Origin of the sequence: Desulfonatronum lacustre DSM 10312 (genome assembly GCF_000519265.1) — a bacterium.
In the GTDB taxonomy this organism is placed as follows: Bacteria; Desulfobacterota; Desulfovibrionia; order Desulfovibrionales; family Desulfonatronaceae; genus Desulfonatronum; species Desulfonatronum lacustre.
Window position 1 is genome coordinate 736,397 of sequence record NZ_KI912608.1, and the last position, 22,952, is coordinate 759,348.

Genomic DNA, 22,952 nt, shown 5'->3' on the forward strand with positions numbered 1-22,952 from the left:
TCACTCTCCGTTGGGCTGGGGCAAGGAGGCGGGGTGGGTGTTTTGTTCCCGTTGCCGGTCCGCCTCCTCGCGCTGTTGCAGAAAAGCCTGGATTGCTTCCAGAGGGGTGGCGCTTTGCTCCAGGATGTCGCGATTGTGGAGGAAAATGAGGCTTCGGAAACTGCTTTCTTCCGGATGATGCTGGTCAAATCCTTTTGTGAACCATTCGTGTGTATCCCGCAGGAAGCGTTCCACCTCATGACGCCGCGCTCGTTCCCGGATGCGCTTGGCGTACTGGTCATGGTACCACAGTAAAAGTCGCTCAAAAGAGAATGATCGCAGATGCCTTTCCGCCTCGGCCAAATCGTGGGCAATATCCGTCAGTATGCCCCGATACACGACGAAATAAACGGACTGTTGGTTGAGAGTCCGGCAAGCGTTGCAGTACAGCCCCTCGCGCACGATGCGTAGTTCTTCGGCATGCCCGATGCAATCGCCGATGCGGAAATCCCCCAGGATATTTTCAAAGGCCTTGGTCTGGGTGGAGGTGATCCGGGCTTGGCAGGCCGTGCAGGTCAGCGGCTGGGGGAAGTGGACGGTGTCATAAATGCCCATGACGGTTCTCCTGATTTGGAAGGAGTAAAAAAGTCGATGAGTTTATTTCGGCTGCGGCGTGTCGTATTGATACAGAGGATCAGATGCCTCTTGACGCTTATGGTCGCGGAGACTCGAGAACCGACGAAAGCCAGCAACGCAGGGCCTCAAGCACCATCTCCAGGTCTTCCAAGTGGTTGGCGCAGATGTCCTGGATTTCAACGTTCGATACCTCGTGGTAAAAATGGACCATCCGGTTGCGATAGCCTGCTAATGTCCGGAATTGGTCCGCCAGATCATTGGAAATGACGCCGTGCTTGGCCAATGCTGGCCCGATCTCTTTGTACTCTTCCACTGCGATAGCGAACTGTTTGGTCAGGATGTGTCTGCCCAGATCCAGAAGGGCTTTCAGGGCTCTACGCAAGCACGACTCGCAGGCCAGTGCATTGCGCGGGTCCGTGTGGAACTGCATTGGATCGTGAATCGGCATGTTCCGAATACTCTGGAGCATACTTTGGACCCACTGGATACGATCGGTAACGACGCGACGGGAAAGATGCCCACTGGTCATGCTTGGCCTCCGAGAATGAGGTTGACTCGTTCTCTGTGCAGGGGAAGCAGGTCGCCGGCCCGGCGCAGAATGTAGAGGTCGTACTCGTCCGCCTGGTCCTCGTCCGTAGTAAACAACCGTTCACCCTGGACAATGTTGGAGGCCAGAAAAGGCGGTGCTTGCGGCAGAATGACCAAGTCCACGCGATGGACTCCGAAAAGGTCTTCCAGGTCAATGGTCAGGTTCACGACGCGCCGTATCGGCAGCCGGATTCCCGACTCAGGCAGGGCTCCCAGGTCAAGATCCGACGTGGACGCGGCCATGTCCTGGATGTTGTTTTCCAACCAGTCAGCGGCCTCCTTGGCTCTGCTTCCGAAGGCATATAATGCGGAGATGCTATGCTCTCGACACAAGACCGCAAGCTTGGCTGTGCGCGGAGGGGATATGCGTTCATGACAGTTCATGGCCGTACAACTTTCTTTTGGACCGCGTTATCCTGCGGAGCAGGATGCTGAGTCATTATTTGGGAATGGGTTTCTGCAATAATCCTGAGGTATTTTGTCGGAGAGCCGGTGGGGTTTTCTCGGCGGCATGGTAATAGGCCTGTCGCAGTGGATGTCCCGGAGGCAAAGAGTCGCTGAGATGCAGAAACAACGGCCGAAGGATGTCACAATGGATGGCCGTGGATGCCCGTAGGCGATTGGCGATCAGGGCGGACCAGTCGTGTTCGCGCAGCCGGTTGGTGAAGGCTGCGGCGCGGTGGGAGGCCCGGTGGTCGGCGTTGACCTTGGCCTGGCCGTTGCGGGCCAGGCGGGCGCGGAGCGCGTCGTCGGCCAGGAGGCGACGAAGCTGGTGGAGCAGGTCCGCGACGTCGTTTCCGTCCGGCGATTGGTCGTAAAGCCAGAGGTTCTCGCCGTGGCAAAACAGATCGTCCTGGCCGTGGCCGATGCGCGGGGTGAGCAGGGTGCTGCCGCAGGCCAGGGCCTCCACGACCCGGAAGTTCAGGTCGTTCAGGTCGCAGAAGTTGAGGACGACTTTGGCCTGGGGGAACAGTTCCTGAAATTTGCCCTGGCGGACTTCCAGGCCTGGAAGTTCCTGCCTGAGGGCTTGCAGGGCCGCGTGGCGTCTGGGCGTCAAGGTGGCGTCGACCTTGCCCACGAACAGGGCGTCCCAGATTTGGTTCTTGGGCGCGGGTTGGAGAGTGTCCGGGACAAACGGCGGTGTCCACAGTGTCCGGTTCGCGTCCAAAAACCTTCCGGTAAAGCGGGGCAGATGGTCCCGCAGGCTGACAAGGCAAAGATCAAAGGCCTGGGCGTACAACGGATGCCAGGAGTGGATGTGCGAGTCCACGCTGTAGAGCACGGTCAGGCTGGGGCAGGTATGCGGGTCCAGCAGGGGCGGGGGGCCGCTGTAGTCGGCGATCACCAGCACGTCGGGCGGGCTTGGCAGATCCGCGAACAGCTCACGCCAGGAGACCGCTGCGGGCTGGTATTGCCGCTTGATCGTCGTGACCCAGCCAGCGTCGGAAAGGGCGCCGGAGAAGAAAGCCGCACCGAACCAGAGCAGGGTGGGAGGGCTGGAGTCTCTGACGTTGTTGGTCATATGTGATTTGGAACAGAAAGAAATGTGTAACCTTGGAAACGGAATGGAGGTTTCACGAGAAAGTCCCAACAGGGCCGGGAAAGAAGTAATTTTGTTTTTGGCATCTATTATAGCTTGTCATAACTGCTGAAGCTTGATTTAATTGATTCGTGCTCGCTTAGTATTATTTGAAGAGTTTTTTGTTCAATTGTGTTTAGTACATTTTTTGAAAAGAAAGAAATGAATTCCATGCAATATACTTCAAGTGGGTAATGTGAAATATTGTATTTTTTTTGATATTCTTCAATTTTTGACATTTCTAGAGTGTCATGATTGATGAAGTATTGAATTTTTGGATATTCTGAAATTATATTTGTAAATGTTGAAAGAAAAACAGAGCAATTTGATTTTTTTCAGAATTTTTGCTTATTATTTTCAGTGTGTCAATTGTTGCATATACGAATAAAAGAATATCAAGGTATGCAAATTCATTTATGTAATGCTCATTATTTATTCTCAATTTAAATGTCGCCAAGAGAAAACTAAGGGTGTCTCTAAACGGTGAATCCTCATTCAGCTGCTCTCGGAAGCTTTTCCATTGACCTTTCCATATTCTGTTTACAGCTGTGTATCTATTGTAACGTCGAAGTTCAAATGCTTGAACATGCTTGTTTGAGAAAAGCTTGTAGCCTCTTTGATAAATTTCTTGAGAGAACCATATGTCTTCTGCCAGTACACCTTTGAAATTGCTGAATCCTCCAGAACTATTCCAGACATCTTTCCGAAAGAGCCATGCTCCTCCGTTGTTCAATTTTTTTGGATATTCAGTTGCTGGATATCTTATGTAAAATTTTATGTATCTATCAACAATAGTTTCGTTGAAGAAGTAGGTTATTCCAGAAGTGACGATGCCGATATCTTGACGAGCAGAAAATTGTATATTTTTGTATAACCATTCTGAATTTAAACGTATATCGCAATCTAAAGAAAGAACAAATTTTCCTGTGACAGCTGAAATACCAGCCTGTTTTGCATCTGCAAATCCATGATTGCTTGAAAGCCTGATGACGGTTGCTTTATCAGTCCAATAGCTCCGAATGGAACCATCGTCAACGACTATGATTTGAGAAGGTTGCAGAGTCCATGAATCTATGCTTTCAAGCAAATCGTCAACTAGACAGTGGTCGTTGTAGGTATATGTCACCAATGTGACATCTGGTGAAAAAATTTTTGATTTCAACGAATATACCATCAAAATACAAATATTGATCACACAGGTGTATTTGCAGAGTAATTATAGGCTAAAATGCTAAATCTGTTGAGCCGCAAGGCCGCGAAAAAGATAAGCCAGAAGGCATTTGTGGCCTTCTCGGGATCATCCTTTTTTTGTCTTAAGCGCCGCCCGCAAACGATCCCGCTCCGCGGTGGCCCGGAGCAGTTCCAGGTCGATCTCTTCCCTGCGGGGAGGTGGGGCCTGCTCCAGTTCATGGCGCAGGCGTTCCACCTTCCGTTCCAGGGCATAGAGTTCTTGGGCCAGGGCGCGTACGGACATTTCGGGGAAAAATCGGTCAAATGGTCGTCAAGCCGGGGAGCGCCGTTCCGGCACGTACTCGTGGGGAATCAGGTCTTCGTTCCACTCCCGGGAGACGTACAGGCCGCAGTAGCAGCTGCCGTACTCCTTGACGTCCGGTTCCCGGTAGACGCAAGGACAGATGATGTCCTTGTCCTGGTTTCGATCTCCGGAAGCCAGGCGGCAGGGGCAGACCATGTAGCCGTGGCGGTCCTTGTTGGTCAGCAGGGATGCCATCAGCTCCAAGACCATTTCCTTGTCCTTGTTGAAGAAATAGCCCTTGGGCTCCTGGATCTTGCGCAAGGTTTCGTAAAGCCGGGCGGCATTTTGGTCGGCACTCATGATGCGGACGGCTCCTTGGCCTGAGCTGGATCGATGCCCAGGGCTTTTTCGATTTCTTCCTTTTTGAAGCCGACGATCACCGAGTCGCCGATAAGGATGGTCGGGAAGCTCTGGGCCGGATTGTACTGTTTCATTTCAGTCAGGGCGTCGGTGCGTTCCTGGCCGGTCATCCAGTCCAGATGCACCGGGGTGTATTCCGCGCCGCATTGGTCCAGAAATTCCTTGGCCCGCTTGCAGTGAATGCAGGTGCTCAGGGCGTAGACGCGTATGGGGGCAGGCATGTGGGGCTCCTTGTTTGGGGTTGTGGGAAAATCGTGTTGGGCAAGTCCCGGCGTTATTCGGATGAAGCGGGTTGATTGACGACGTTGGTGGGCCGACCTGACAGAAAGGCCTTGATGTTTTCCACCGTTGCGTCCAGGAGCCGCTTGCGGGAACTCAGGCTGGCCCAGGCCATGTGCGGGGTGATGAGGCAGTTCTTGGCGGAGAGCAGCGGGTTGTCAGGACGGATGGGCTCTTCGGAGACCACGTCCACCGCGGCCCCGCCCAAGGATTCGTTGTTCAGGGCTTCGGCCAAGTCGGTCTCGTTGACCAGAGCACCTCGGGCCGTATTGATGAAAAAGGCCGTTTTTTTCATCCGGGCCAGCAAGGTCTTGTCGACGAAGCCGACATTGTCAGGCTTCAGGGGGCAATGCAGGCTGATTACGTCCGCTTCCGCGAACACGTCTTCCAAGGCCTTCCAGGCAAAGGGCTTGTAAGAAGGCGTTTCCCTGATCCGAGGGGTGTAGACCAGGATGTCCATGCCCAGGGCGTGGGCCAGTTCGGCCACCAGGCGTCCGGTGCGGCCAAAGCCGACGATGCCCATTTTCAGCCCGGAGAGTTCGATCTGCGGGGTCTTCCAAAAGCAGAAGTCCCCGGCCTTGGCCCATGCCCCGGCCCGGACCTCCCGGTCGTGCAGGGCAACCCGGTGGCAGTGTTCCAGGATCAGGGCCAGGACGAACTGGGCCACGGACTTGGCGGCGTAGCTGGGCACGTTGGAGACGGGAACGCCGCGCGCCGATGCGGCGTCCAGGTCCACCACATCGTAGCCCGTGGCCATCACGGCGATGAACCGCAATGAGTCCAGCTTGGCCAGAGTATCCGCCCGCAGTGGGGTCTTGTTGGTCAAGAGAATGTCCGCGGACAGGGCCCTGGGCAGGATGTCCCCGGCGGCGGTCCGGTCATGGACCGTCACCGTGCCCAAGGCCTCCAGGTGCGTCCAGGGATTGTCGCCGGGATTGATGGTCTTGCCGTCCAGCACGACGATGTTCATAAGCGATCTCCAGAAAGGGTCTTCAGGACGTATTGGGTGAAGCGAATTGGGAAATTGGAGTTCCGCTGGTGTTCGGCGTCCCGTGATGGCTACCACTGATGAATGATGAATATCAAGCATTAATGATGAAACCAGATCAACCCTTTCATATGAATAGGAAAATGTTGTTGAAAAATGACATCCCCGGGAGCCGTCTTCAATACCTGGGGGTTGTGCCCGGTATGCGGGAGCGGTAAGAGAGCGTCGCACTTGGCGCGATTGCCATGGATGCAAGGAACAACATTTTGTGAAGGAGATCAATTCGTCATGAATCTATGTATTGTCGGCACGGGATACGTCGGGTTGGTCACGGCGGCGTGTTTCGCGGAAATGGGCAACAACGTGGTTTGCGTGGACGTGAATCCGGAAATCGTGAAGAACCTGACCCAGGGCAAAATCCATATCTTCGAGCCGGGGTTGGAAGAGATCGTGCAGCGGAACACGGAGCAGGGCCGATTGCGGTTCACCACGGACTTGACCGATGGTCTGGATTCGGCCTTGTTCGTGATGATTTGCGTGGGGACCCCTTCCCGCCCCGACGGAAGCTGCGATCTGCGCTTCGTTCATCAGGTGGCCCGGGACGTGGGCAGACAGATGCGGGAGTACAAGGTCGTGGTGAACAAATCCACGGTCCCGGTGGGTACGGCCGATCAGGTGCGGGCGCTGATCCTGGAAGAACAGCAGGCTCGCGGGGTGAGCATCGAGTTCGACGTGGTCTCCAATCCGGAATTTCTCAAGGAAGGCGACGCGGTCAACGATTTCATGAAGCCGGACCGGGTGGTGGTGGGCACGGACAACGTCCGGGTAGCCGAGCTGCTCAAGGCCCTGTACGCGCCTTTTGCCCGCAGTCGGGAAAAGCTGATCATCATGGGCGTACGCAGTTCGGAGATGACCAAATACGCCGCCAACTGCATGCTGGCCACCAAGATTTCGTTCATTAACGAAATCGCCAATATCTGCGACCGGGTCGGCGCGGACGTCAATGATGTGCGCATGGGCATCGGTTCGGATTCACGCATTGGTCGGCATTTCATCTACCCCGGTTTGGGGTACGGCGGATCCTGCTTTCCCAAGGATGTCCGCGCCCTGATCGACACGGCCGTGAGCAGCGGCTACGAACCCGGGGTGCTCAAGGCAGTGGACGGCTTGAACATGCGCCAGAAGCGGAGCCTGGTGGACAAGATTTCCGCTTACTTCGCCCAGCAAGGCGGGGTGCGGGACAAGACCCTGGCCCTATGGGGCGTGGCCTTCAAGCCGAACACGGACGACATCCGGGAGGCTCCGGCCCTGGAGCTGATCGCGGAATTGACCTCGGCCGGGATGCGGGTCCGGGCCTTTGACCCGGCGGCGGGGGAAAAGGCTCGCGAGGTCCTGGCGGATAATCCGTTGGTATCCTTTCATGCCAGCCAGTACGAAGTGCTGGACGGCGCGGACGTGCTGGCCGTGGCCACGGAGTGGAACCAGTTCCGCAATCCGGATTTTCAGCGGATACGTCAGACCCTGACCGAGCCGATTATTTTTGACGGCCGCAATCTGTATGATCCGGAATTTCTGAAGCGCTTCGATCTGGAGTACGTCTGCATCGGCCGAGGGCATTCGGCGGGCAAGGCCGCGGCGTAGAACTCTGCTGAGGGGAGCAACGCACGCATCGTAGGGGCACGGCGCGCCGTGCCCCTACGATGCGTGTTTTTATATGATGCGTGTACCGGGAAAGGAACACCCGGAAAGGGTCAGTATGGCAGGGTCAGAAGGGGCAGGGCGTTTCGATGCGCGGTTGAGTGGCGAAGGGTTGGCCTCGCTGGCAGAAACGCAGTTGCAGTTCCTGCAGGATGAGCCGTTCGTAGTTTTCCGCCGGTAGTGCCGGGTAGATGTCGTGTTCGTGAAAGAATCCTTCCATGAATTGGCTCTCTTCCCAAAAATCCAAAAGATCCTCATCGCCGAGCATCTTGACGTGTTCGTCCAAGGATACCGATACGGCGGAGTGTTCGTGGTAATAAGCCATGCTGCTGGATGACCTCCGGTGGGGTTTTGCCGGGCGCGCGGCGACGCTCCCGAATCGCGACAGGGCGCAGTTGTAATGAACTGGGAGATTTTTGCAACCGGATGTGGGGAAAGGTCAGGGCAGGTTTGCTCCCGTTTCCAACGCGCTATCATATCGAAATCGAAATCGATATCGATTGTGATGCCGATCCAATCGGGATACATTTGTGATAATCGTGAAGTAGGTTACCCTGCATAGCTGAGTGTTGAAAAAGTCCTTATCCGGCAGTCCGTTCAAAAACCCCAAGTGCAAGGAGCAAAAAAAGTTCAAGGTCGAAGCGTATTTATTCATACGTGAGAGTTTGAACTTTTTGCAGCGACGCAGCAATTGGGAGTTTTTCAACGGACTGATAGAGGGTCGGATTGGATGGTGAGGTGGGGATGGTAATGATGAGGCGAGGTGACGGTTCGTGTATTTGACCAAAGACGTTCAGGAGTTTCTGCGCGGACGCAAGGACGCGCTGTCCATTCATAAAAGCGGTCCGGCGACCCAGGCCTACCTGGCCGAAGCCTTGTTGGCCAAAGGGCGAAACGTGGTGCTGGTGGTCCCGGAGGCCAAGCAGGTTCCGGAAATGGAGGCTCTGGTCCGGCTGTTTTCCCGGGACGAGCATGACTTGTTCTGGAAGCGGCGCTGGTTCTCCTTGCCCGCCTATCCGCCCGAGGACCCGTTGCATGCGGACCCGAACGCCTGGAGCCGACGGTGGTTGACCCTGTTCGCGCTGCACGTTGCTGTGCGGCCCTTTGGCCTGGTGCTGAGCGTGGAAAATTTTCTGCCCAAGTGGCCGCCCCGGGAGGAAGTGGAGAACGCGTTTTTGCACCTGAGCGTGGGCGAGGAAATTTCCCCGGACCTGATCCTGGAGCAGCTGATTTCCTGGGGCTACCGGCGGTCGTCCATGGTTGGCGCCGTTGGCGAGACGGCCCGGCGCGGCGACATCCTGGACGTGTTCCCTCCGGGCTTTGAGATCCCGTTGCGGATGGAGTTTTTCGGTGAGCACCTGGAAAGCATGCGTCTGTTCGAACCCTTGCGTCAGCGCTCCATGGCGGACGTCCCGGACGCGATCATTCTGCCGGTGGCTCCGGCCCTGCTGAGCCCGGAGTCCATGTCCCGGGCCCAGGCCTGCTGGCAGCGTTTCGATGCCACCGGTGAGGTCTCGGACCGCGGCCACGGGGCCTTGCTGCGGGCTTTGGAGCGCGGGGACGGGCGGATGGCGCCGGGGGTGTACTACGAGCGGTTCTCGACTCTGAACCAATGGATACCCGAGAACACCACGTTTCTGCTTTCCGGGTCGTCCCAACTGCGACCGCGGTTGGAGGAAGGCGAGTGGGCCTGGCAGGCTTTTCTTGAAGAGGCCGCACGGGAGAACGACTGCGAGGCCGAGGTTCGTTGGCTGCGGACCAACGTGATTCAGCCCGCGTCCTCGGCCAGATTGGCGTGGCACAACCAGCGCCAGATGGTTTTCGAGGATCTGCTCATCGGCGTGGATCGCCAAGGCGTCGACCTGCCGGAAAAGACTTTCGGCTCGTTCCAGGAACTGTTCTGGCGTCCCGAGGCCCGGCAACGCCCCTGGAGCACGCTGGTGCAGGCCCTGCGCACGTGGCGGGATGAGCGGCCCCAGGTGTTGATCTCCTTTCATTCGGATCATTCCCGGAAGCGGTTCGGCAAGCGGCTGGCCGAAGAAGGTATTTCCTTTAATGAATCCTTCGATCCCCAAGGCCAGGGGGTGGCCCTGGTTCGCTCCTCCCTGCGCAAGGGGCTGGACCTGGAATGGAACGGCCTGCTGCTTTTGGCCGAGGATGTGCTCCAGCCCGACGAAAAAAAAGGCCCGGCCCGCCAAGCCCACAAAAAAGGCTTTTCCGGGCTGGATTCCTTTGACGAGTTGTCTTCCGGGGATTTGCTGGTGCACCGGGATTACGGCCTGGGCCGCTTCGACGGGTTGCACCGGGTCCGGATCGGGGACGCGGCCAACGATTATCTGCTGATCGAGTACGCCGGAGAGGACAAGCTGTATCTGCCCGTGGACCGCTTGAATCTGGTTCAGCGTTACAAAGGCCCCGAGAGTGCGTCACCGAGTCTGGATCGGCTGGGCGGGGCGCAGTGGGCCAAGACCAAGGAGCGGGCGCGCAAGGCCATCGAGCAGATCGCCCAGGATCTGGTGGAAATTTATGCCTATCGGCGGATTGCCAAGGGCTACGCCTACAGTCCGATGAACGAGATGTATCGGGATTTCGAGGCCTCCTTTGGGTACGAGGAGACTCCGGACCAGTCCCGGGCCATCGACGACGTGCTGGCGGACATGGATCTGCCCCAGCCCATGGACCGCTTGGTTTGCGGAGACGTGGGCTTCGGCAAGACCGAGGTGGCCATGCGCTCAGCCTTCCGGGCGGTAATGGACGGCAAGCAGGTGGCCCTGCTCTGCCCGACCACGATCCTGGCCGAGCAGCACTACCAGAATTTCCGGATGCGCATGGAACATTTTCCGGTCCAGGTGGCCATGCTCAGCCGGTTCGTGCCCAGGGTCCGCCAGAAGCAGATTCTCGAGGCCGCGGCACGGGGCCGGGTGGACATCCTCATCGGCACCCACCGGCTGATCTCCGACGACGTGCATCTGCCCAACCTGGGCCTGCTGATCCTGGACGAGGAACAGCGTTTCGGGGTCAAGCACAAGGAAAAGCTCAAGAAACTGCGCAAGAACGTGGACGTGCTGACCCTCACGGCCACGCCTATTCCCCGAACCCTCCAACTTTCTCTTTCCGGAATTCGTTCCCTGAGCGTGATCGAGACCCCGCCCGTGGATCGCAAGCCGGTGCAGACCTTTCTTCTGGAACGCGACCCGGGAATGCTTCGCCAGGCGTTGGCCCAGGAACTGGAACGCGGCGGACAGGTGTTCTGGGTGCATAACCGGGTCCAGGGGCTGGAGCAGGTGGTGGAATACGTGCGCTCCCTGGCCCCGGAGGCTCGGATCGGCATGGCCCACGGTCAGATGAGCCCGACCATGCTGGAGGAGGCCATGCACAAGTTCTGGCACGGCGAGTTGGACATCCTGGTTTGCACCGCAATCATCGAATCCGGCTTGGACTTTCCCCGGGCCAACACCCTGATCGTGGACCAAGCCCAGATGTTCGGGCTGGGACAGCTCTATCAACTACGGGGTCGGGTGGGCCGCAGCGAACGCCAGGCCTTTGCCTATTTCGTAGTGAACAACCTGGACGGCCTGCCGGAATCCACCCGCAAGCGGTTGCAAGTCATCCTGGACATGGATTATCTGGGCGCGGGTTTTTTCGTGGCCATGGAGGATCTGCGGCTGCGCGGGGCCGGGAACATCCTGGGCGAGACCCAGTCCGGGACCATTTCCAAGGTCGGGCTGGAGTTGTTTCTGGAAATGCTGGAGAACGAAGTCCGGCGACTCAAGGGCGAAGCCCCCCGGGAGGATGCCCAGACCGAAATGAACGTCCTTTACCCGGCGCATATTCCGGAAGACTACATCCCCGAGGCCCGGGACCGACTGCATTTCTACAAGGCCTTGTCCTCGGCGGCCACGGATGAGGCGGCTCTGGAGATCGAGGGGGAAATCAAGGATCGATTTGGAAATTTTCCCGAGGAACTGCGGACTTTTGAGGAAGTCGTCCGGCTGAAACGGCTGCTGTCCTCCCTGAAAGCGGTCAAGGCCGATCTGCTGCCGGGCAAAGTGGTCGTGGTCTGGCCGGATGGGACCAACGGGAGAAAGGACGGGGTCGGCGACTCAGGTGGGGCGGACGCCGTCCTGGACGCCATCGTCCCCTGGGTCCTTCAACACCAGGACCAGGCAAGGCTGCTCCCCCCAAACCGGGTGGAGTTGCGCTTTGCGGACAAGGCGGCTAACTATAGACATTTGCAACAAGCCACGGCCCTGCTTTCCGAGCTGAAGCCGTCACGTCCCGCTTCCTCATGATCTCCATGCGTCAATATTCCTTGTGGCCCAGCGCTTTCCAAACCAAAGGACCGGCTGTTTTTCCGGCTGCCGCCCTGACTGTTTGTTTGGGCCTGGTCTTGCTGTTCACCTTGGTGTCGGGATGCTCCGCGCCATTCGATGAACAGGGCGTCGTGGCTCGGATTAACGGAGAGCCCGTGCTGCTTTCCGAAGTTGAGGCCGTGCATGATCTGAAGTATCTGGCGGGCATGACGCACCAGGTGGACTCCTTGCACCGCCTGCAAGAAGAGTACGGCACGGTGCTGACCGAAATCCTGGTCCAGCGCTTGGTGGCCGGGTATCTGGTTGATCAGGGTCTGGCCGTGACCGACGAGGACGTGGCGGCGGCGGAGATGGTGGTCCGGGCCGATTATCCGGAAGGGGCTTTCGAGCAGATGCTGATCGAGGAGTATATCCATCTGGATCGATGGCGGGAGCAGCTTCGGGCCGGGCTGAATCAGGAAAAACTGGTCCAGAAGGTGCTGCGGCCTTCCATATCCATTGATTATCTGGAAGTGGACGCCTATTATCGGGAACATATCGCCGACTTTTATCTTCAACCTCGGGTGCGGTTTCTGCTGATCCAAGGTCAGGAACGGGATTTGGTGAAGAAGGTGCTGGACCTCTCCGCCACCGAGCCTGATCCCGACGTGCTGGGGAAGCGTTTCGACAGGGTGGACGTGCATGCCTATGCCTTGCGGGAGGACAACATCCCCGGAGACTGGCAGGCCCTGTTGTCCGGCTTGGAGCCCAGAGAGGCGACGAATATTTTGTCGCGCAACCCGGAAGGATATCAAGTTTTGGTCTTGTTGGAGCGCACCGAGGGCAGAATCGTCGATCCGGCCCAGGCCTATCCACTGGTGGAGCGGATTCTGCTTGAGAGCAAGCTTCGGGATGCCTTTGACGCTTGGCTCGCGGAAGCATTGCAATCCGCCAGCATTCAGGTCAACCATCAACTACTGGCACGGGAATGACTCTTTTTTGCAATTATTCAGCTCATCCGTCCGAGAGCGGACTGGATTCCCGCGTTCGCGGGAATGACGTTTTACTCTGTCGCCTCCGAATCAGTCATGCCCGCGAAGGGTATCCAGGGTCGGAATGAGGCTTTTTCCAGGGTGTGCTGAATAGTTCCTTTTTTTGAATTGAAGTCTCTGATTGGAGAAACGGAATGCGATATTTTTGGCAGCTTGTGATCCTGGGTGCTGTCTTCTTTTTGTCGGCAACCGCCGGGCCTGCTTCGGCCCGAGACGTGGTGGATCGGATCGTCGCCGTGGTCAACGGTGACGTCATAACCTTGTTTGAACTGAATCAGCGTTATCGGCCTTTTGTGGAGCAGTTCCAGGGCCAGGACCTGGGCGAGGCGGAGAAACGCATGCTTCTGGACGCTAAGCGCCAACTCTTGGATCGAATGATCGACGAGGTTCTGTTGCGCCAGGAGGCTCAACGCCTGGAAATCGCCGTGACGGACCTGGAGGTCCAGACCCAGGCGCGGCAATTGCGCGAGCGGGCGGGGTTGAGCGAGCTTCAGTTTCAGGAGCAGTTGACGCTTCAAGGGTTGAACCGGGAGCAGTACGAGCGCCGGTTGCGGGATGAAATGCTTCGACATCGGTTGCTGGGCTTCATGGTCCGCCGCAAGGTCGTGGTCACTTCGGATGAGGTTCGGGCCTTTTACGAGGCCAACAAAGAAGAATTCGCTCAGCAACGTCGGGTTCGTCTCGGTCTGATCCTGTTCGACTCCCAGACTCTGGCCGAGGAGATCCTGGCCCGGATTCAGGCTGGAGAGCTGTCCTTCGGCGAGGCCGCGGGACGATATTCCAGAGGCCCCGGAGCGGAGCAAGGCGGAGACATGGGAATGTTCGCCTGGGGAGATTTGTCACCGAACTGGCGTGGGGCCGTGGAACCATTGCGTGTTGGGGACGTTTCCTCGGTTGTTCTGATCCAGGACCGCCCGGCCGTAATCAAGTTGCTGGAAGAGGAAGCCGGCGAATTGAAGACCCTGGCCGACGTGGAGGAGCAAATCCGCGAGATGTTGATGGAACCGCTCCTGGATGAGCGATATGATATCTATATGGAAAATTTGCGGAACAGGGCCTTGATCGATGTTCGGCTCTAGCTGTTCATCATAATGCGGTTATTTCCGGCGCGGCCGCGCTCATGTCTCGGTGGATCACGGTGAAGGCCAGGCACTGAAAACGGATACGCTGTTTTGGAGAACACTATGGATCTGAAGGAATTCGGGCGACTGCTGCAAGAAGAGCGTCTCCGGCAGGGCTTGGAAATCGCGGACGTGATGGACAAGACCAAGATCAGTCGGATGAACTTGATGGCCATTGAAGAGGGGAACGAACAGGCCCTGCCGCATCCGGTCTATGCCAAGGGATTCGTCAAGAATTACGCGCGGTTTTTGGGGATGGACGCGGATAAAATGGGCAACACCCTGGCCCAGATTTATGTTTCCAAAGACGAGTCGGATTATGATGATCTGGTTTTGGCCGATGCCGAGAAACTGCCGGCCGTGCGGGAGGGCTGGCCGCGGTTTGTCGGTATTGTCGTTGGAGTACTGTTGCTCCTGGCGCTCATCGGGTCCGGGGTCTGGTTTTTCAAGGATGATATTCGCGGATTATTTTCCAGCGACGCCCCTGAAGACGTTTCATCCGTGAGCACCGGTCGTCCCGGATCGGAGCCGTTCCTTGGCCCCGCGCCTCACGGGGAACCCTTTGCGAGAGAAGGCGATCTTGGAATTGGAACCGAACCTGGGTCCCTGGCGTTTCCTTCCTTGGCCGAGGAACCAATCAGCGAGACTCCGGAAGACGCCGGGTTGCCGGAGTTGGAGTCCCAGACGATAGAAGACGCGATTCCGGATCGTCCGGTCCCTGAAACCGGGCCTCGAACTCCGTCCGTCGCGGAGCCACCCCAGGAAACTCCCCAAGAAACTCCCTCTGCGACTCCCCCGGGAACGACTCCGGAATCCCCTCCAACGCCTGATCCGGCTCCCGCAAGCACACCTGAATCCACGGGTGAAACGGCTCAAACCGGGGCCTTGCCCCAAGAGCGACGTCCAGAGGAGGCTCGGGTTGCTCAAGAACCTGCGCTTACTCCGGCGGGAGTCGAGAAGACATTGGAAATTCGGGCCACGGAAAATTGTTGGCTCTCCGCTCAAGCCGACGGCGCTCGCCCTCGGGAAGCATTTTTACGACCCGGGGAACGATTCGTTATTACGTTTGAAAACACCCTGGAAGTCCGTTTGGGCAATGCCGGTGGAGTGGTTCTGTATATGGACGGGAACCCGTGGCCCTTCTCGGCTCGCTCCGGTGAAGTCATGTCCCTGCGTTTTCCCTGACAAGCGTCCCACGTGGTTTCGTCGTAAGGGCGCGTCGTGTACCGGGAGTGGACCGGCGAAGGCCTGATTTTCAAAGTCGGCCGGTTTCGTGAGATCGACTGCTGGGTTCGTTTTTTTTCTCCGAATCTGGGAATGGTCACGGCCATGGCCTTCGGTGGAGCCAAGAGTCGACGCCGCTTTTGCGGCTGTCTGGACGCCTTGAACAGCGTGCTGTTCAAGGTGCGCTTTTTTCCTGCCAAGGATCGCCATGTGCTGGAGGAAGCGACCCTGCTGCGCGGATTTTCCCGGTTGCGTCACGATGCGAGCCGGGTCGGGCTGGCGGCGAATTGCCTGCAATTCGTCCAGGCCTTGCGGATCAGTTCCGAGGAAGCCTCGACGATTCATGGGCTGCTGTTGGAAACCTTGGACGTCCTGAATCAGGCCGAGGACGTTCCTCCGGTGTTCGCGCAGCTTTTTCGGGCCAAGATATGCTTCACCCAGGGGTATGCTCCGGAGCTGAGCACGTGCTCGGTTTGCGGACGTGCGATGGCTGAGCCGCAATGCGGAGAGCGGCCTGTCGAGCCACAAAACGTAAAGAGGCTTGATCGCCCCCGGATGACCTTGGCCATGGAGACAGGCGGGATATATTGCGCCCACTGTCCCCCGGCGGGCGGGCACCAACTCCGGATCGGACCGGAAACCCGTTCCATCCTGAACAGCCTGTCTTCCAGCGGGCCCCGACAATGGGCGGCCCTGTCCATGTCCCCGAGTGCGCGAGGCGAGCTGTTCCAGATGGTGGACGGGTACGTGCGACGTCATCTCGGCCTGCGCTGGCGCAACGGTCGGTTCGTCACGGAGTGAAGGCCGTAGTAGATTGTTTTTTCGAAACTCTTTCAAATCAGGAACCGTAATGTATTTTCAAGACATTATTTTCGCCTTGCAAACCTATTGGGGGCAACGGGGGTGCGTGGTGCAGCAGCCCTACGACATTGAAGTGGGGGCGGGGACGTTTAACCCGGCCACCTTCTTGCGGGTCATCGGGCCGGAACCCTGGAACGTGGCCTACGTGGAGCCTTCCCGCAGGCCCACGGACGGCCGGTACGGCGAGAATCCAAACCGTTTGCAGCACTATTACCAGTTCCAGGTAATCATGAAGCCGTCGCCCAACCGCATTCAGGAAATGTACCTGGAAAGTTTGGCCGTCCTGGGCATCCGGGCCGATGAGCACGATATCCGGTTCGTGGAGGACGACTGGGAGTCTCCCACGCTGGGGGCCTGGGGGCTGGGCTGGGAAGTCTGGCTCAATGGGATGGAGGTGACCCAGTTCACCTATTTTCAGCAGGTCGGGGGCATCGACCTGAAGCCGATCAGCGTGGAAATCACCTACGGCCTGGAGCGGTTGGCCATGTATCTCCAGGAAAAGGAATCGGTCTACGACCTGCAATGGAACCAGACCGTCACCTACGGCCAGGTGCATCATCAAGGCGAGGTGGAGCACTCCCGATACAATTTCGAGGCCGCGGACGCGGATATGTTGGCCCGCCTTTTCGAGATGTACGAGGCGGAAAGCACCCGTTTGGGCGAGGCCGGCCTGCCCTGGCCGGCTTATGACTATTGCTTGAAGTGTTCACACACTTTCAACTTACTGGATGCGCGAGGAGCCATATCCATCACGGAACGGACAGGGTATATCGCCCGGGTGCGCAAGCTGGCCTCCCGGGTGGCCAGGCTGTACGCGGCCCAGCGTGAAGAACTGGGCCTGCCCATGCTCACTCCCGCGGGCCAGCCCGGTTCACGGCCAGAGGTTCAGCCCGATACATCCGGAGGTGCGTCATGAGCAGCGTGCCGTTTATTCTGGAACTGGGGACCGAGGAAATGCCGGCCGGCTTTCTTGCGCCTCTGGAACGGCAATTGGCCGCGGACCTGACCCAAGCTCTGGAAACGGCCCGGATTCAGGCCGCTCCGGTGCGGACCGCCTCGACGCCCAGGCGGTTGACCGTGTTCTGCCCGAGCATGGACCAGCACCAGCAGGTGATGGAGGAACTGTTTATCGGCCCCCCCTGGAAGGCCGCCTTTGGTCCGGACGGCCAGCCTCTGAAGCCGGCCTTGGGGTTTGCTTCGGGACACGGGGTGGAGCCCTCTCAGCTGTTCGCCCACGAAACCCCGAAAGGGGCCTACGCCGCGGTACGCAAGCAGGTGGGCGGCGGTCGCGGCACGGACATTCTGCCCGGGCTGTTGGCCGACATCATCGCCGGTCTGACCTTTCCCAAAAAAATGCGCTGGGCCGACGGGGACACGGCTTTCGGGCGCCCGTTGCGCTGGATACTCTGCCTGCTGGGAGCGGACGTGGTGGATGTCCGGTACGCCGGCGTCGTTGCGGACCGCATGACCTACGGGCACCGGGTCATGGGGCGAGGTCCGTGGAACGTCCGGGAGGCCGGGGAGTTTTTTTCGATTTTGGCGGATCAGGGACAAGTCGTCCTGGAGAGCGCCGTCCGACGGAAGACCGTCATTGCGCAAGGCGACGACTTGGCCGCCGGACGCGGGGCGCGGATCGTCTGGAAGGATCGATTGTTGGATGAAGTGACCCAGCTCGTGGAGCATCCAGTGCCCGTGCTGGCCGGCTTTGACCCCTCCTACCTGGAACTGCCTCGAGAAGTCTTGCTGACCAGCATGGAACAGCACCAGAAGAGTTTCGGCGTGGAGGACGCGTCCGGTAACCTGCTGCCTAATTTTCTGACCGTAATCAACCTGCGGCCCAAGGACGAACGGTTGGTGCGCAAGGGCTGGGAGCGGGTGCTACGGGCTCGGCTCGAAGACGCCCGGTTCTTTTTTCGTGCCGACTGTCGGGCTTCCTCCGCGACATGGCTGAACATGTTGGAGAACGTCGTCTTTTTGGCGCCGTTGGGAAGCATGGGGGACAAGTGCCGACGATTGGAGCGTTTGACCGGGGTTCTGGCCAAGACATTTCTGCCCGAGAGCCGGGAGCAGGCCGCTCGAGCCGGGCTTTTGGCCAAAATGGATCTGGTATCGGAGATGGTCAAGGAGTTCGCTGAATTACAAGGGACCATGGGCGGAATCTACGCCCGTCGGCAGGGTGAAGCGGACCTTGTGGCCCAGGCCGTGGCCGAGCAGTATCTGCCCGCCGGCCCGGACAGCCCGGTTCCTACCTCCCGCCTGGGTGCGTTGCTGGCCATGGCGGACAAGGCCGACACCCTCACGGGATGCTTCGGTCTGGAGATGACCCCCACCGGGGCCAACGATCCTTACGCCCTGCGCCGGGCCGCCCTGGGGATTTGTCGGATCATCATGGAACACGGTCTGCGCCTGGACCTGGAGCAGCTGCTGGCGGACGCCCAGGAAACCTATGGCCCGATTGCCTGGAAAGTCGCACCCGGAGAGAGCCGGGCCAAGCTGATGGATTTTTTCGGCCAACGCCTGAAAGCCTATTTCCAGGGTCAGGGCTATCCCACCCGGATCGTGGACGCCGCTGTTGGGGCCGGGTTCGCGGATGTCTGGGCTCTGCGGGCCAAGGTCGAGGCGTTGCTGCGCTTCAGCAAGGAGCCGGAATTCACGGCCTCGGTGCAGACCTTCAAGCGGGCCGCGAACATCATCCGGAAGCAAGCCGCGGATAATGCCGACGGCTCGAGTCTCAGCGGCGCTTGCGACAAAGCCTTGCTCGTCGAGCCTCAGGAAAAGGCTCTTGCCGAGGCCTGGCAAGCCATCATCCCCCGCTGGGAGGAGATGGCGGCCCAGGATCGGTACGCGGACATGCTGGCCTTGCTCCTGGAGATCAAGCCCTTCGTGGACGACCTGTTCGACAATGTCATGGTCATGTGTCCGGAGACGGAGTTACGGATCAACCGCCTGAACCTGCTCAAGTCTCTCGTGGACCGGTTTGACGTGCTTGCCGACTTTCCGGCCTTACAGGTTTAGCGGCTGAAACTGCTGCCCTGTGAACCAGGGATTTGTTCTCATCGAAATCGCTATCGAAATCGCTATCGAAATCGCTATCGAAATCGGTATCGAAATCGGTATCGAAATCGGTATCGAAATCGGTATCGAAATCGGAATGGAAATGCTGTGCATCACCTCGTGATTTTGTCATCTTCTTGGACATGAAGTTCGATTTCGATCACGATTTCGATTTCGATACCGATTCAGTGATAGCGAATGAGGATGGAGAGCAAATCCGCCCTGACCCGTGAACGAAATTCCTTGACAACTCGGCGCTCTTTTGCGTAGGTATCTCTTTTTTGCCAAGCGAGACGACCCGAAAGGCACAACGTGCCGCCCATATTCAATTTTATCGATTCTATTCTTTGAGGAGGAAAGACATTGGCTAATCATGCATCGGCACTCAAGCGGCACCGGCAGAGCCTGAAGGCTCAGGCCCGCAATAAGGCGACCAAGACCCGGATCAAGAATGCCATGAAGGCGGTTCGTCAGGCCGTGGAGCAGAAGGATTTGGAACAAGCTCAGGCCCAATTGGCCCAGGCCACCACCGTTTTGGACAAGGCCGCCGGAAAAAAAGTTATTCACTGGGGTTGCGCGGCCCGAAAGGTGTCCCGCCTGACCCTGGCGGTCAATACGTTGAAAGACTGATCACTCTTTTGTTTTTTCGTCATGAAGCCCGTCGCGCGATTGCCGTGACGGGCTTTTTTCGTTTGGCGTTCCCTCGCCGGAGGTCCGAGTCGGCGGTTTGCAAAGACGGTATGAACGGGTAAGGGATGGTGGCTGTGCCTGATACAGGATGGGTTATTGGGCAGGCAGGATGCCCTCTATAGCATTGGCTGCCTGGAGTTTATGAGCAATAGCAGTTGGATTTTCAGCGCGAAACGCACACCTCTGACGGATTGGAGAATTCATGATGGAGAAGCGGATATTGGTCACCGGGGCGAACGGTTTCGTGGGGCGGACGCTGTGTTCTGCTTTGCGAGACCAGGGCCATGCGGTCCGCGCCGCCGTGCGCACTCGGAGCGTTTTGGACGACGTCCCGCCTTTGGCGGCGGAAGGCGTGGGCGACGAGGACATCGTCGAGGTGGGCGATATTGACGGGGAAACGGACTGGTCCGAAGCCCTGGACGGGGTCCGGGTCGTGGTGCATCTGGCTGGGCGGGCGCACAGGATTCAGGACAAGGCCAAGGCTCTGAGCGCCTATCGGGTGGTGAACCTGGACGGCACGGAGAATCTGGCTCGCCAGGCCGCGAAAAGCGGCGTGGGGAGGGTGGTCTTCGCCAGCTCGGTCAAGGTCAACGGGGAGCAGACCCATGGCCGCCCCTTTACCGAAGACGATCCGCCCGGGCCCGAGGACCCTTACGGGATTACCAAATGGGAAGCCGAACAGGTCCTGGCCGAGGCATCCGCCGCCAGTGGCCTGGAAGTGACGATTCTCCGTCCGCCCCTGGTGCACGGCCCCGGGGTCAAGGGCAACCTGTTGCGCCTGATGGACGGCATCCGCCAAGGTCGGACCTTGCCCCTGGGCGCGGTTCGGAACACGCGAAGCATGCTCGGGTTGGAGAACCTCTGCTCCGCGCTGAGTCTGTGCGTCTCTCATGCGACGACCGGAACCTATCTCCTGGCGGACACGGAAACGATTTCGTCTCGTGATTTGGTCCGAACTCTGGCCGAGGGCATGGGCCGCAAGGCCAAGCTGTTCTCCGTGCCCGTGGCCTGGATGGAGGTGGCGGCCAAGGTCGCCGGGCGACAGTCCGAATTTCGGCGGCTGACCGGTTCCCTTGAGGTGGACGCGGGAAAAATCCGGCGCGAACTGGGCTGGACCCCGGCCAAAAGCCTGGAAGACGGCCTGCTGGATATGGCCCGTTGGTATATGGCCGCGAAGGCGGCTTGACGCAATGTTGACGCAAAGTTGACTTTGAGATGAACCTTGGTCCCGGCCTGTCTTTCCTCGCGCCCTTATTCGCGGCGCTCTTCTCCAGCGCGGTCCTGACCGCCTACCTGGCGTCCGGCAGAGCTCGGTTGCGCATCCTGGACCATCCCAACGAGCGTTCCCTGCACCATACCCCCGTCCCCCGGACCGGGGGGCTGGCCATCCTGGCCGGTCTGGCCGTCGGCATGGTCGTTGCCTTGGTGATGGACGTGCTTGTTCCGGGCGCGCGAGGGCAAGACGCGCTGATCCGCGAAGCGTTTCCGGAGCTGCTCTGGCCGTTGGGCGGGGCGATCCTGGTGGCCTTGATTTCCTTTGCCGACGACCAAAAAGGCGTCGGAGTGGTCCCCCGGTTTGCCGTGCATGTCGCGGCCACGGGCGTCGTCCTGGTCGGCGGCTTGGCCTTGCGTGGTCTGGATCTGGGGGCTTGGGGCTGGATCTGGCCGGGACTTGCGGGCGTACTTTTTTCCGGCCTCTTCATGGTCTGGATGACCAATCTCTACAATTTCATGGACGGCATGGACGGCTTTGCCGGGGGCATGGGGCTGATCGGGTTCGGCTTTCTGGGGGTGTTCGGCTGGCTGGCCGGAGAGTCCGGTTATGCTCTGGTCTGTTGGAGCACGGCCCTGGCCTGCCTGGGCTTCCTTGCCTTCAACTTCCCTCCGGCCAGGATCTTCATGGGCGACACCGGGGCTTCCACCCTGGGGTTCTGGGCCGGGGCGTTGATCCTTTGGGCCGAGGCCCGAGGGATGTTTCCATTCTGGGCCGGGGTACTGGTTTTTTCACCATTCATCGTGGACGCCACCGTGACCTTGCTGCGACGTCTGCTGGCCGGAGAAAGAATCTGGCAGGCCCATCGCAGCCATTATTATCAGCGCCTGGTCCAGTTGGGTTGGGGGCACCGTAAAACCGTGCTGGTCGAATACGCCGTGATGCTGGCCGCCGGATCATCAGGCTTGATCCTGATTCAGCTTGGGAAATCGGTGTGGGTTTTACCCGGCCTGCTGCTCTGGGCGTTGATCTATCTTATCCTGGCGTTGCTGGTGGGGCGGATGGAAAGGCGGCTGTCGCAAACCGGCCGGGTGGAAATCGTTTGACGCGGATGCAAACGCTCGGATATCTACGTTATGAAGAACTGGCCAAGCCCTTTCACTTACCTTGTAGGAGCGATCTCTGCTTGAAAAGGAATATTTTATGACGAACCATGACTTCACCCTGGAAATGTCCGTTCGCGACTATGAATGCGACATGCAGGGGATTGTGAACAACGCGGTCTATCAGAACTATCTTGAGCATGTCCGCCATGAATGCATGAAGTCCGTGGGCATCGACTTCAAGCAATATACCATGATGGGCATTTATTTCGTCGTGGTCCGGGCGGAAATCGACTACAAGAGTGCCCTGACCAGCGGAGATTCCTTTGTCGTCGGCCTGAGTCTGGTCAAGGAGTCCCGGCTCCGAATGGTCTTTTACCAAGATATTCACCGCCTGCCGGATCAAAAGCTCGTGCTCAAGGCCAAAATCACCGCCACGGCCCTGAACCAGCAGGGCAGGCCGGAAATTCCCAAGGAAGTGGAAGACGTTATCAGGGCGCGTTTTGTGGAGAAGGAGAATCAGTGACTGATTATTGAGGGGAATATAGCAGTCCGTGGAAAAACTCCCAATTGCTGCGTCGCTGCAAAAAGTTCAAACTCTCACGTATGAATAAATACGCTTCGACCTTGAACTTTTTTTGCTCCTTGCACTTGGGGTTTTTGAACGGACTGCCGGATAAGGACTTTTTCAACACTCAGAT

General features: G+C 58.4%; 23 protein-coding genes. 13 read left to right on the plus strand and 10 right to left on the minus strand.

Annotated features, from left to right (window positions below):
* The 9 genes from DESLA_RS23105 to DESLA_RS0103505 all read right to left on the minus strand — a co-directional run bounded on the left by DESLA_RS23105 (window position 1) and on the right by DESLA_RS0103505 (window position 5,925).
* Window positions 1–594: a hypothetical protein gene (locus DESLA_RS23105; RefSeq protein WP_028571403.1), complete on the minus strand. Its 594-nt coding sequence runs from the start codon at window positions 592–594 to the stop codon at window positions 1–3.
* 97 nt (window positions 595–691) lie between these two features.
* Window positions 692–1,144 (minus strand): type VII toxin-antitoxin system HepT family RNase toxin, encoded by a 453-nt coding sequence (hepT, locus tag DESLA_RS0103470; protein WP_028571404.1) that lies wholly within the window; start codon window positions 1,142–1,144, stop codon window positions 692–694.
* Entirely contained in the window at window positions 1,141–1,587 is a 447-nt protein-coding gene (locus DESLA_RS0103475; protein ID WP_169732586.1) for a nucleotidyltransferase domain-containing protein, read from the minus strand. Before DESLA_RS0103475 ends, hepT begins: the two co-directional genes overlap by 4 nt.
* A 55-nt stretch (window positions 1,588–1,642) precedes the next feature.
* Window positions 1,643–2,725: a glycosyltransferase gene (locus DESLA_RS18445; protein ID WP_051434337.1), complete on the minus strand. Its 1,083-nt coding sequence runs from the start codon at window positions 2,723–2,725 to the stop codon at window positions 1,643–1,645.
* 346 nt (window positions 2,726–3,071) lie between these two features.
* Window positions 3,072–3,944, minus strand: a complete 873-nt coding sequence (locus DESLA_RS22210) for a glycosyltransferase family 2 protein (protein WP_169732587.1) — start codon at window positions 3,942–3,944, stop codon at window positions 3,072–3,074.
* A gap of 135 nt (window positions 3,945–4,079) precedes the next feature.
* Window positions 4,080–4,256 (minus strand): hypothetical protein, encoded by a 177-nt coding sequence (locus DESLA_RS22705; protein ID WP_156932847.1) that lies wholly within the window; start codon window positions 4,254–4,256, stop codon window positions 4,080–4,082.
* 27 nt (window positions 4,257–4,283) lie between these two features.
* A complete protein-coding gene (locus DESLA_RS0103495) occupies window positions 4,284–4,616 on the minus strand; it encodes a ferredoxin-thioredoxin reductase catalytic domain-containing protein (RefSeq protein WP_028571406.1) in 333 nt (110 codons plus the stop codon).
* Window positions 4,613–4,897: a glutaredoxin family protein gene (locus DESLA_RS18450; protein ID WP_051434338.1), complete on the minus strand. Its 285-nt coding sequence runs from the start codon at window positions 4,895–4,897 to the stop codon at window positions 4,613–4,615. The genes DESLA_RS0103495 and DESLA_RS18450 overlap by 4 nt, the downstream gene beginning before the upstream one ends.
* A 53-nt stretch (window positions 4,898–4,950) precedes the next feature.
* A complete protein-coding gene (locus tag DESLA_RS0103505) occupies window positions 4,951–5,925 on the minus strand; it encodes a D-2-hydroxyacid dehydrogenase (RefSeq protein WP_028571407.1) in 975 nt (324 codons plus the stop codon).
* Window positions 5,926–6,231: 306 nt separating this feature from the next.
* Here DESLA_RS0103505 and DESLA_RS0103510 point away from each other — a divergent pair, with 306 nt between their 5' ends.
* Window positions 6,232–7,584, plus strand: a complete 1,353-nt coding sequence (locus tag DESLA_RS0103510; RefSeq protein ID WP_028571408.1) for a UDP-glucose dehydrogenase family protein — start codon at window positions 6,232–6,234, stop codon at window positions 7,582–7,584.
* Between the two features lie 124 nt (window positions 7,585–7,708).
* Here DESLA_RS0103510 and DESLA_RS18455 read toward each other — a convergent pair whose 3' ends face one another.
* Window positions 7,709–7,966, minus strand: a complete 258-nt coding sequence (locus DESLA_RS18455) for a hypothetical protein (protein WP_051434339.1) — start codon at window positions 7,964–7,966, stop codon at window positions 7,709–7,711.
* A 448-nt stretch (window positions 7,967–8,414) separates the two neighbouring features.
* Here DESLA_RS18455 and mfd point away from each other — a divergent pair, with 448 nt between their 5' ends.
* The 12 genes from mfd (at window position 8,415) to DESLA_RS0103580 (ending at window position 22,777) form a co-directional block, all read left to right on the plus strand.
* Window positions 8,415–11,933 carry a transcription-repair coupling factor gene (gene mfd / locus DESLA_RS0103520; protein WP_035261308.1) on the plus strand — a complete coding sequence of 1,173 codons (3,519 nt, stop codon included), beginning with the start codon at window positions 8,415–8,417 and terminating at the stop codon, window positions 11,931–11,933.
* 5 nt (window positions 11,934–11,938) lie between these two features.
* The gene (locus DESLA_RS18460) at window positions 11,939–12,925 is read left to right on the plus strand and encodes a peptidylprolyl isomerase (protein ID WP_156932848.1); all 987 of its coding nucleotides are present in this window, start codon (window positions 11,939–11,941) and stop codon (window positions 12,923–12,925) included.
* Window positions 12,926–13,119: 194 nt separating this feature from the next.
* Window positions 13,120–14,064: a SurA N-terminal domain-containing protein gene (locus tag DESLA_RS18465; RefSeq protein WP_051434341.1), complete on the plus strand. Its 945-nt coding sequence runs from the start codon at window positions 13,120–13,122 to the stop codon at window positions 14,062–14,064.
* A 105-nt stretch (window positions 14,065–14,169) separates the two neighbouring features.
* Window positions 14,170–15,291, plus strand: a complete 1,122-nt coding sequence (locus DESLA_RS0103535) for a helix-turn-helix domain-containing protein (RefSeq protein WP_028571410.1) — start codon at window positions 14,170–14,172, stop codon at window positions 15,289–15,291.
* A gap of 36 nt (window positions 15,292–15,327) precedes the next feature.
* Complete coding sequence (gene recO / locus DESLA_RS0103540; protein ID WP_028571411.1) at window positions 15,328–16,131, plus strand: DNA repair protein RecO; 804 nt, start codon at window positions 15,328–15,330, stop codon at window positions 16,129–16,131.
* A 49-nt stretch (window positions 16,132–16,180) separates the two neighbouring features.
* The gene (gene glyQ, locus DESLA_RS18470) at window positions 16,181–17,107 is read left to right on the plus strand and encodes a glycine--tRNA ligase subunit alpha (protein WP_051434342.1); all 927 of its coding nucleotides are present in this window, start codon (window positions 16,181–16,183) and stop codon (window positions 17,105–17,107) included.
* A complete protein-coding gene (gene glyS / locus DESLA_RS0103550; RefSeq protein ID WP_028571412.1) occupies window positions 17,104–19,206 on the plus strand; it encodes a glycine--tRNA ligase subunit beta in 2,103 nt (700 codons plus the stop codon). The genes glyQ and glyS overlap by 4 nt, the downstream gene beginning before the upstream one ends.
* A gap of 19 nt (window positions 19,207–19,225) precedes the next feature.
* Window positions 19,226–19,369: a hypothetical protein gene (locus tag DESLA_RS22710; protein ID WP_156932849.1), complete on the plus strand. Its 144-nt coding sequence runs from the start codon at window positions 19,226–19,228 to the stop codon at window positions 19,367–19,369.
* Between the two features lie 239 nt (window positions 19,370–19,608).
* On the plus strand, window positions 19,609–19,875 hold the full coding sequence (gene rpsT, locus DESLA_RS0103565; RefSeq protein ID WP_028571413.1) for a 30S ribosomal protein S20: 267 nt from the start codon (window positions 19,609–19,611) through the stop codon (window positions 19,873–19,875).
* A gap of 262 nt (window positions 19,876–20,137) precedes the next feature.
* Entirely contained in the window at window positions 20,138–21,121 is a 984-nt protein-coding gene (locus DESLA_RS18475; protein ID WP_051434343.1) for a UDP-glucose 4-epimerase family protein, read from the plus strand.
* Between the two features lie 29 nt (window positions 21,122–21,150).
* Window positions 21,151–22,254 (plus strand): MraY family glycosyltransferase, encoded by a 1,104-nt coding sequence (locus DESLA_RS18480; RefSeq protein ID WP_035261311.1) that lies wholly within the window; start codon window positions 21,151–21,153, stop codon window positions 22,252–22,254.
* A 97-nt stretch (window positions 22,255–22,351) separates the two neighbouring features.
* The gene (locus DESLA_RS0103580) at window positions 22,352–22,777 is read left to right on the plus strand and encodes an acyl-CoA thioesterase (protein ID WP_028571414.1); all 426 of its coding nucleotides are present in this window, start codon (window positions 22,352–22,354) and stop codon (window positions 22,775–22,777) included.
* Window positions 22,778–22,952 lie beyond the last annotated feature (175 nt).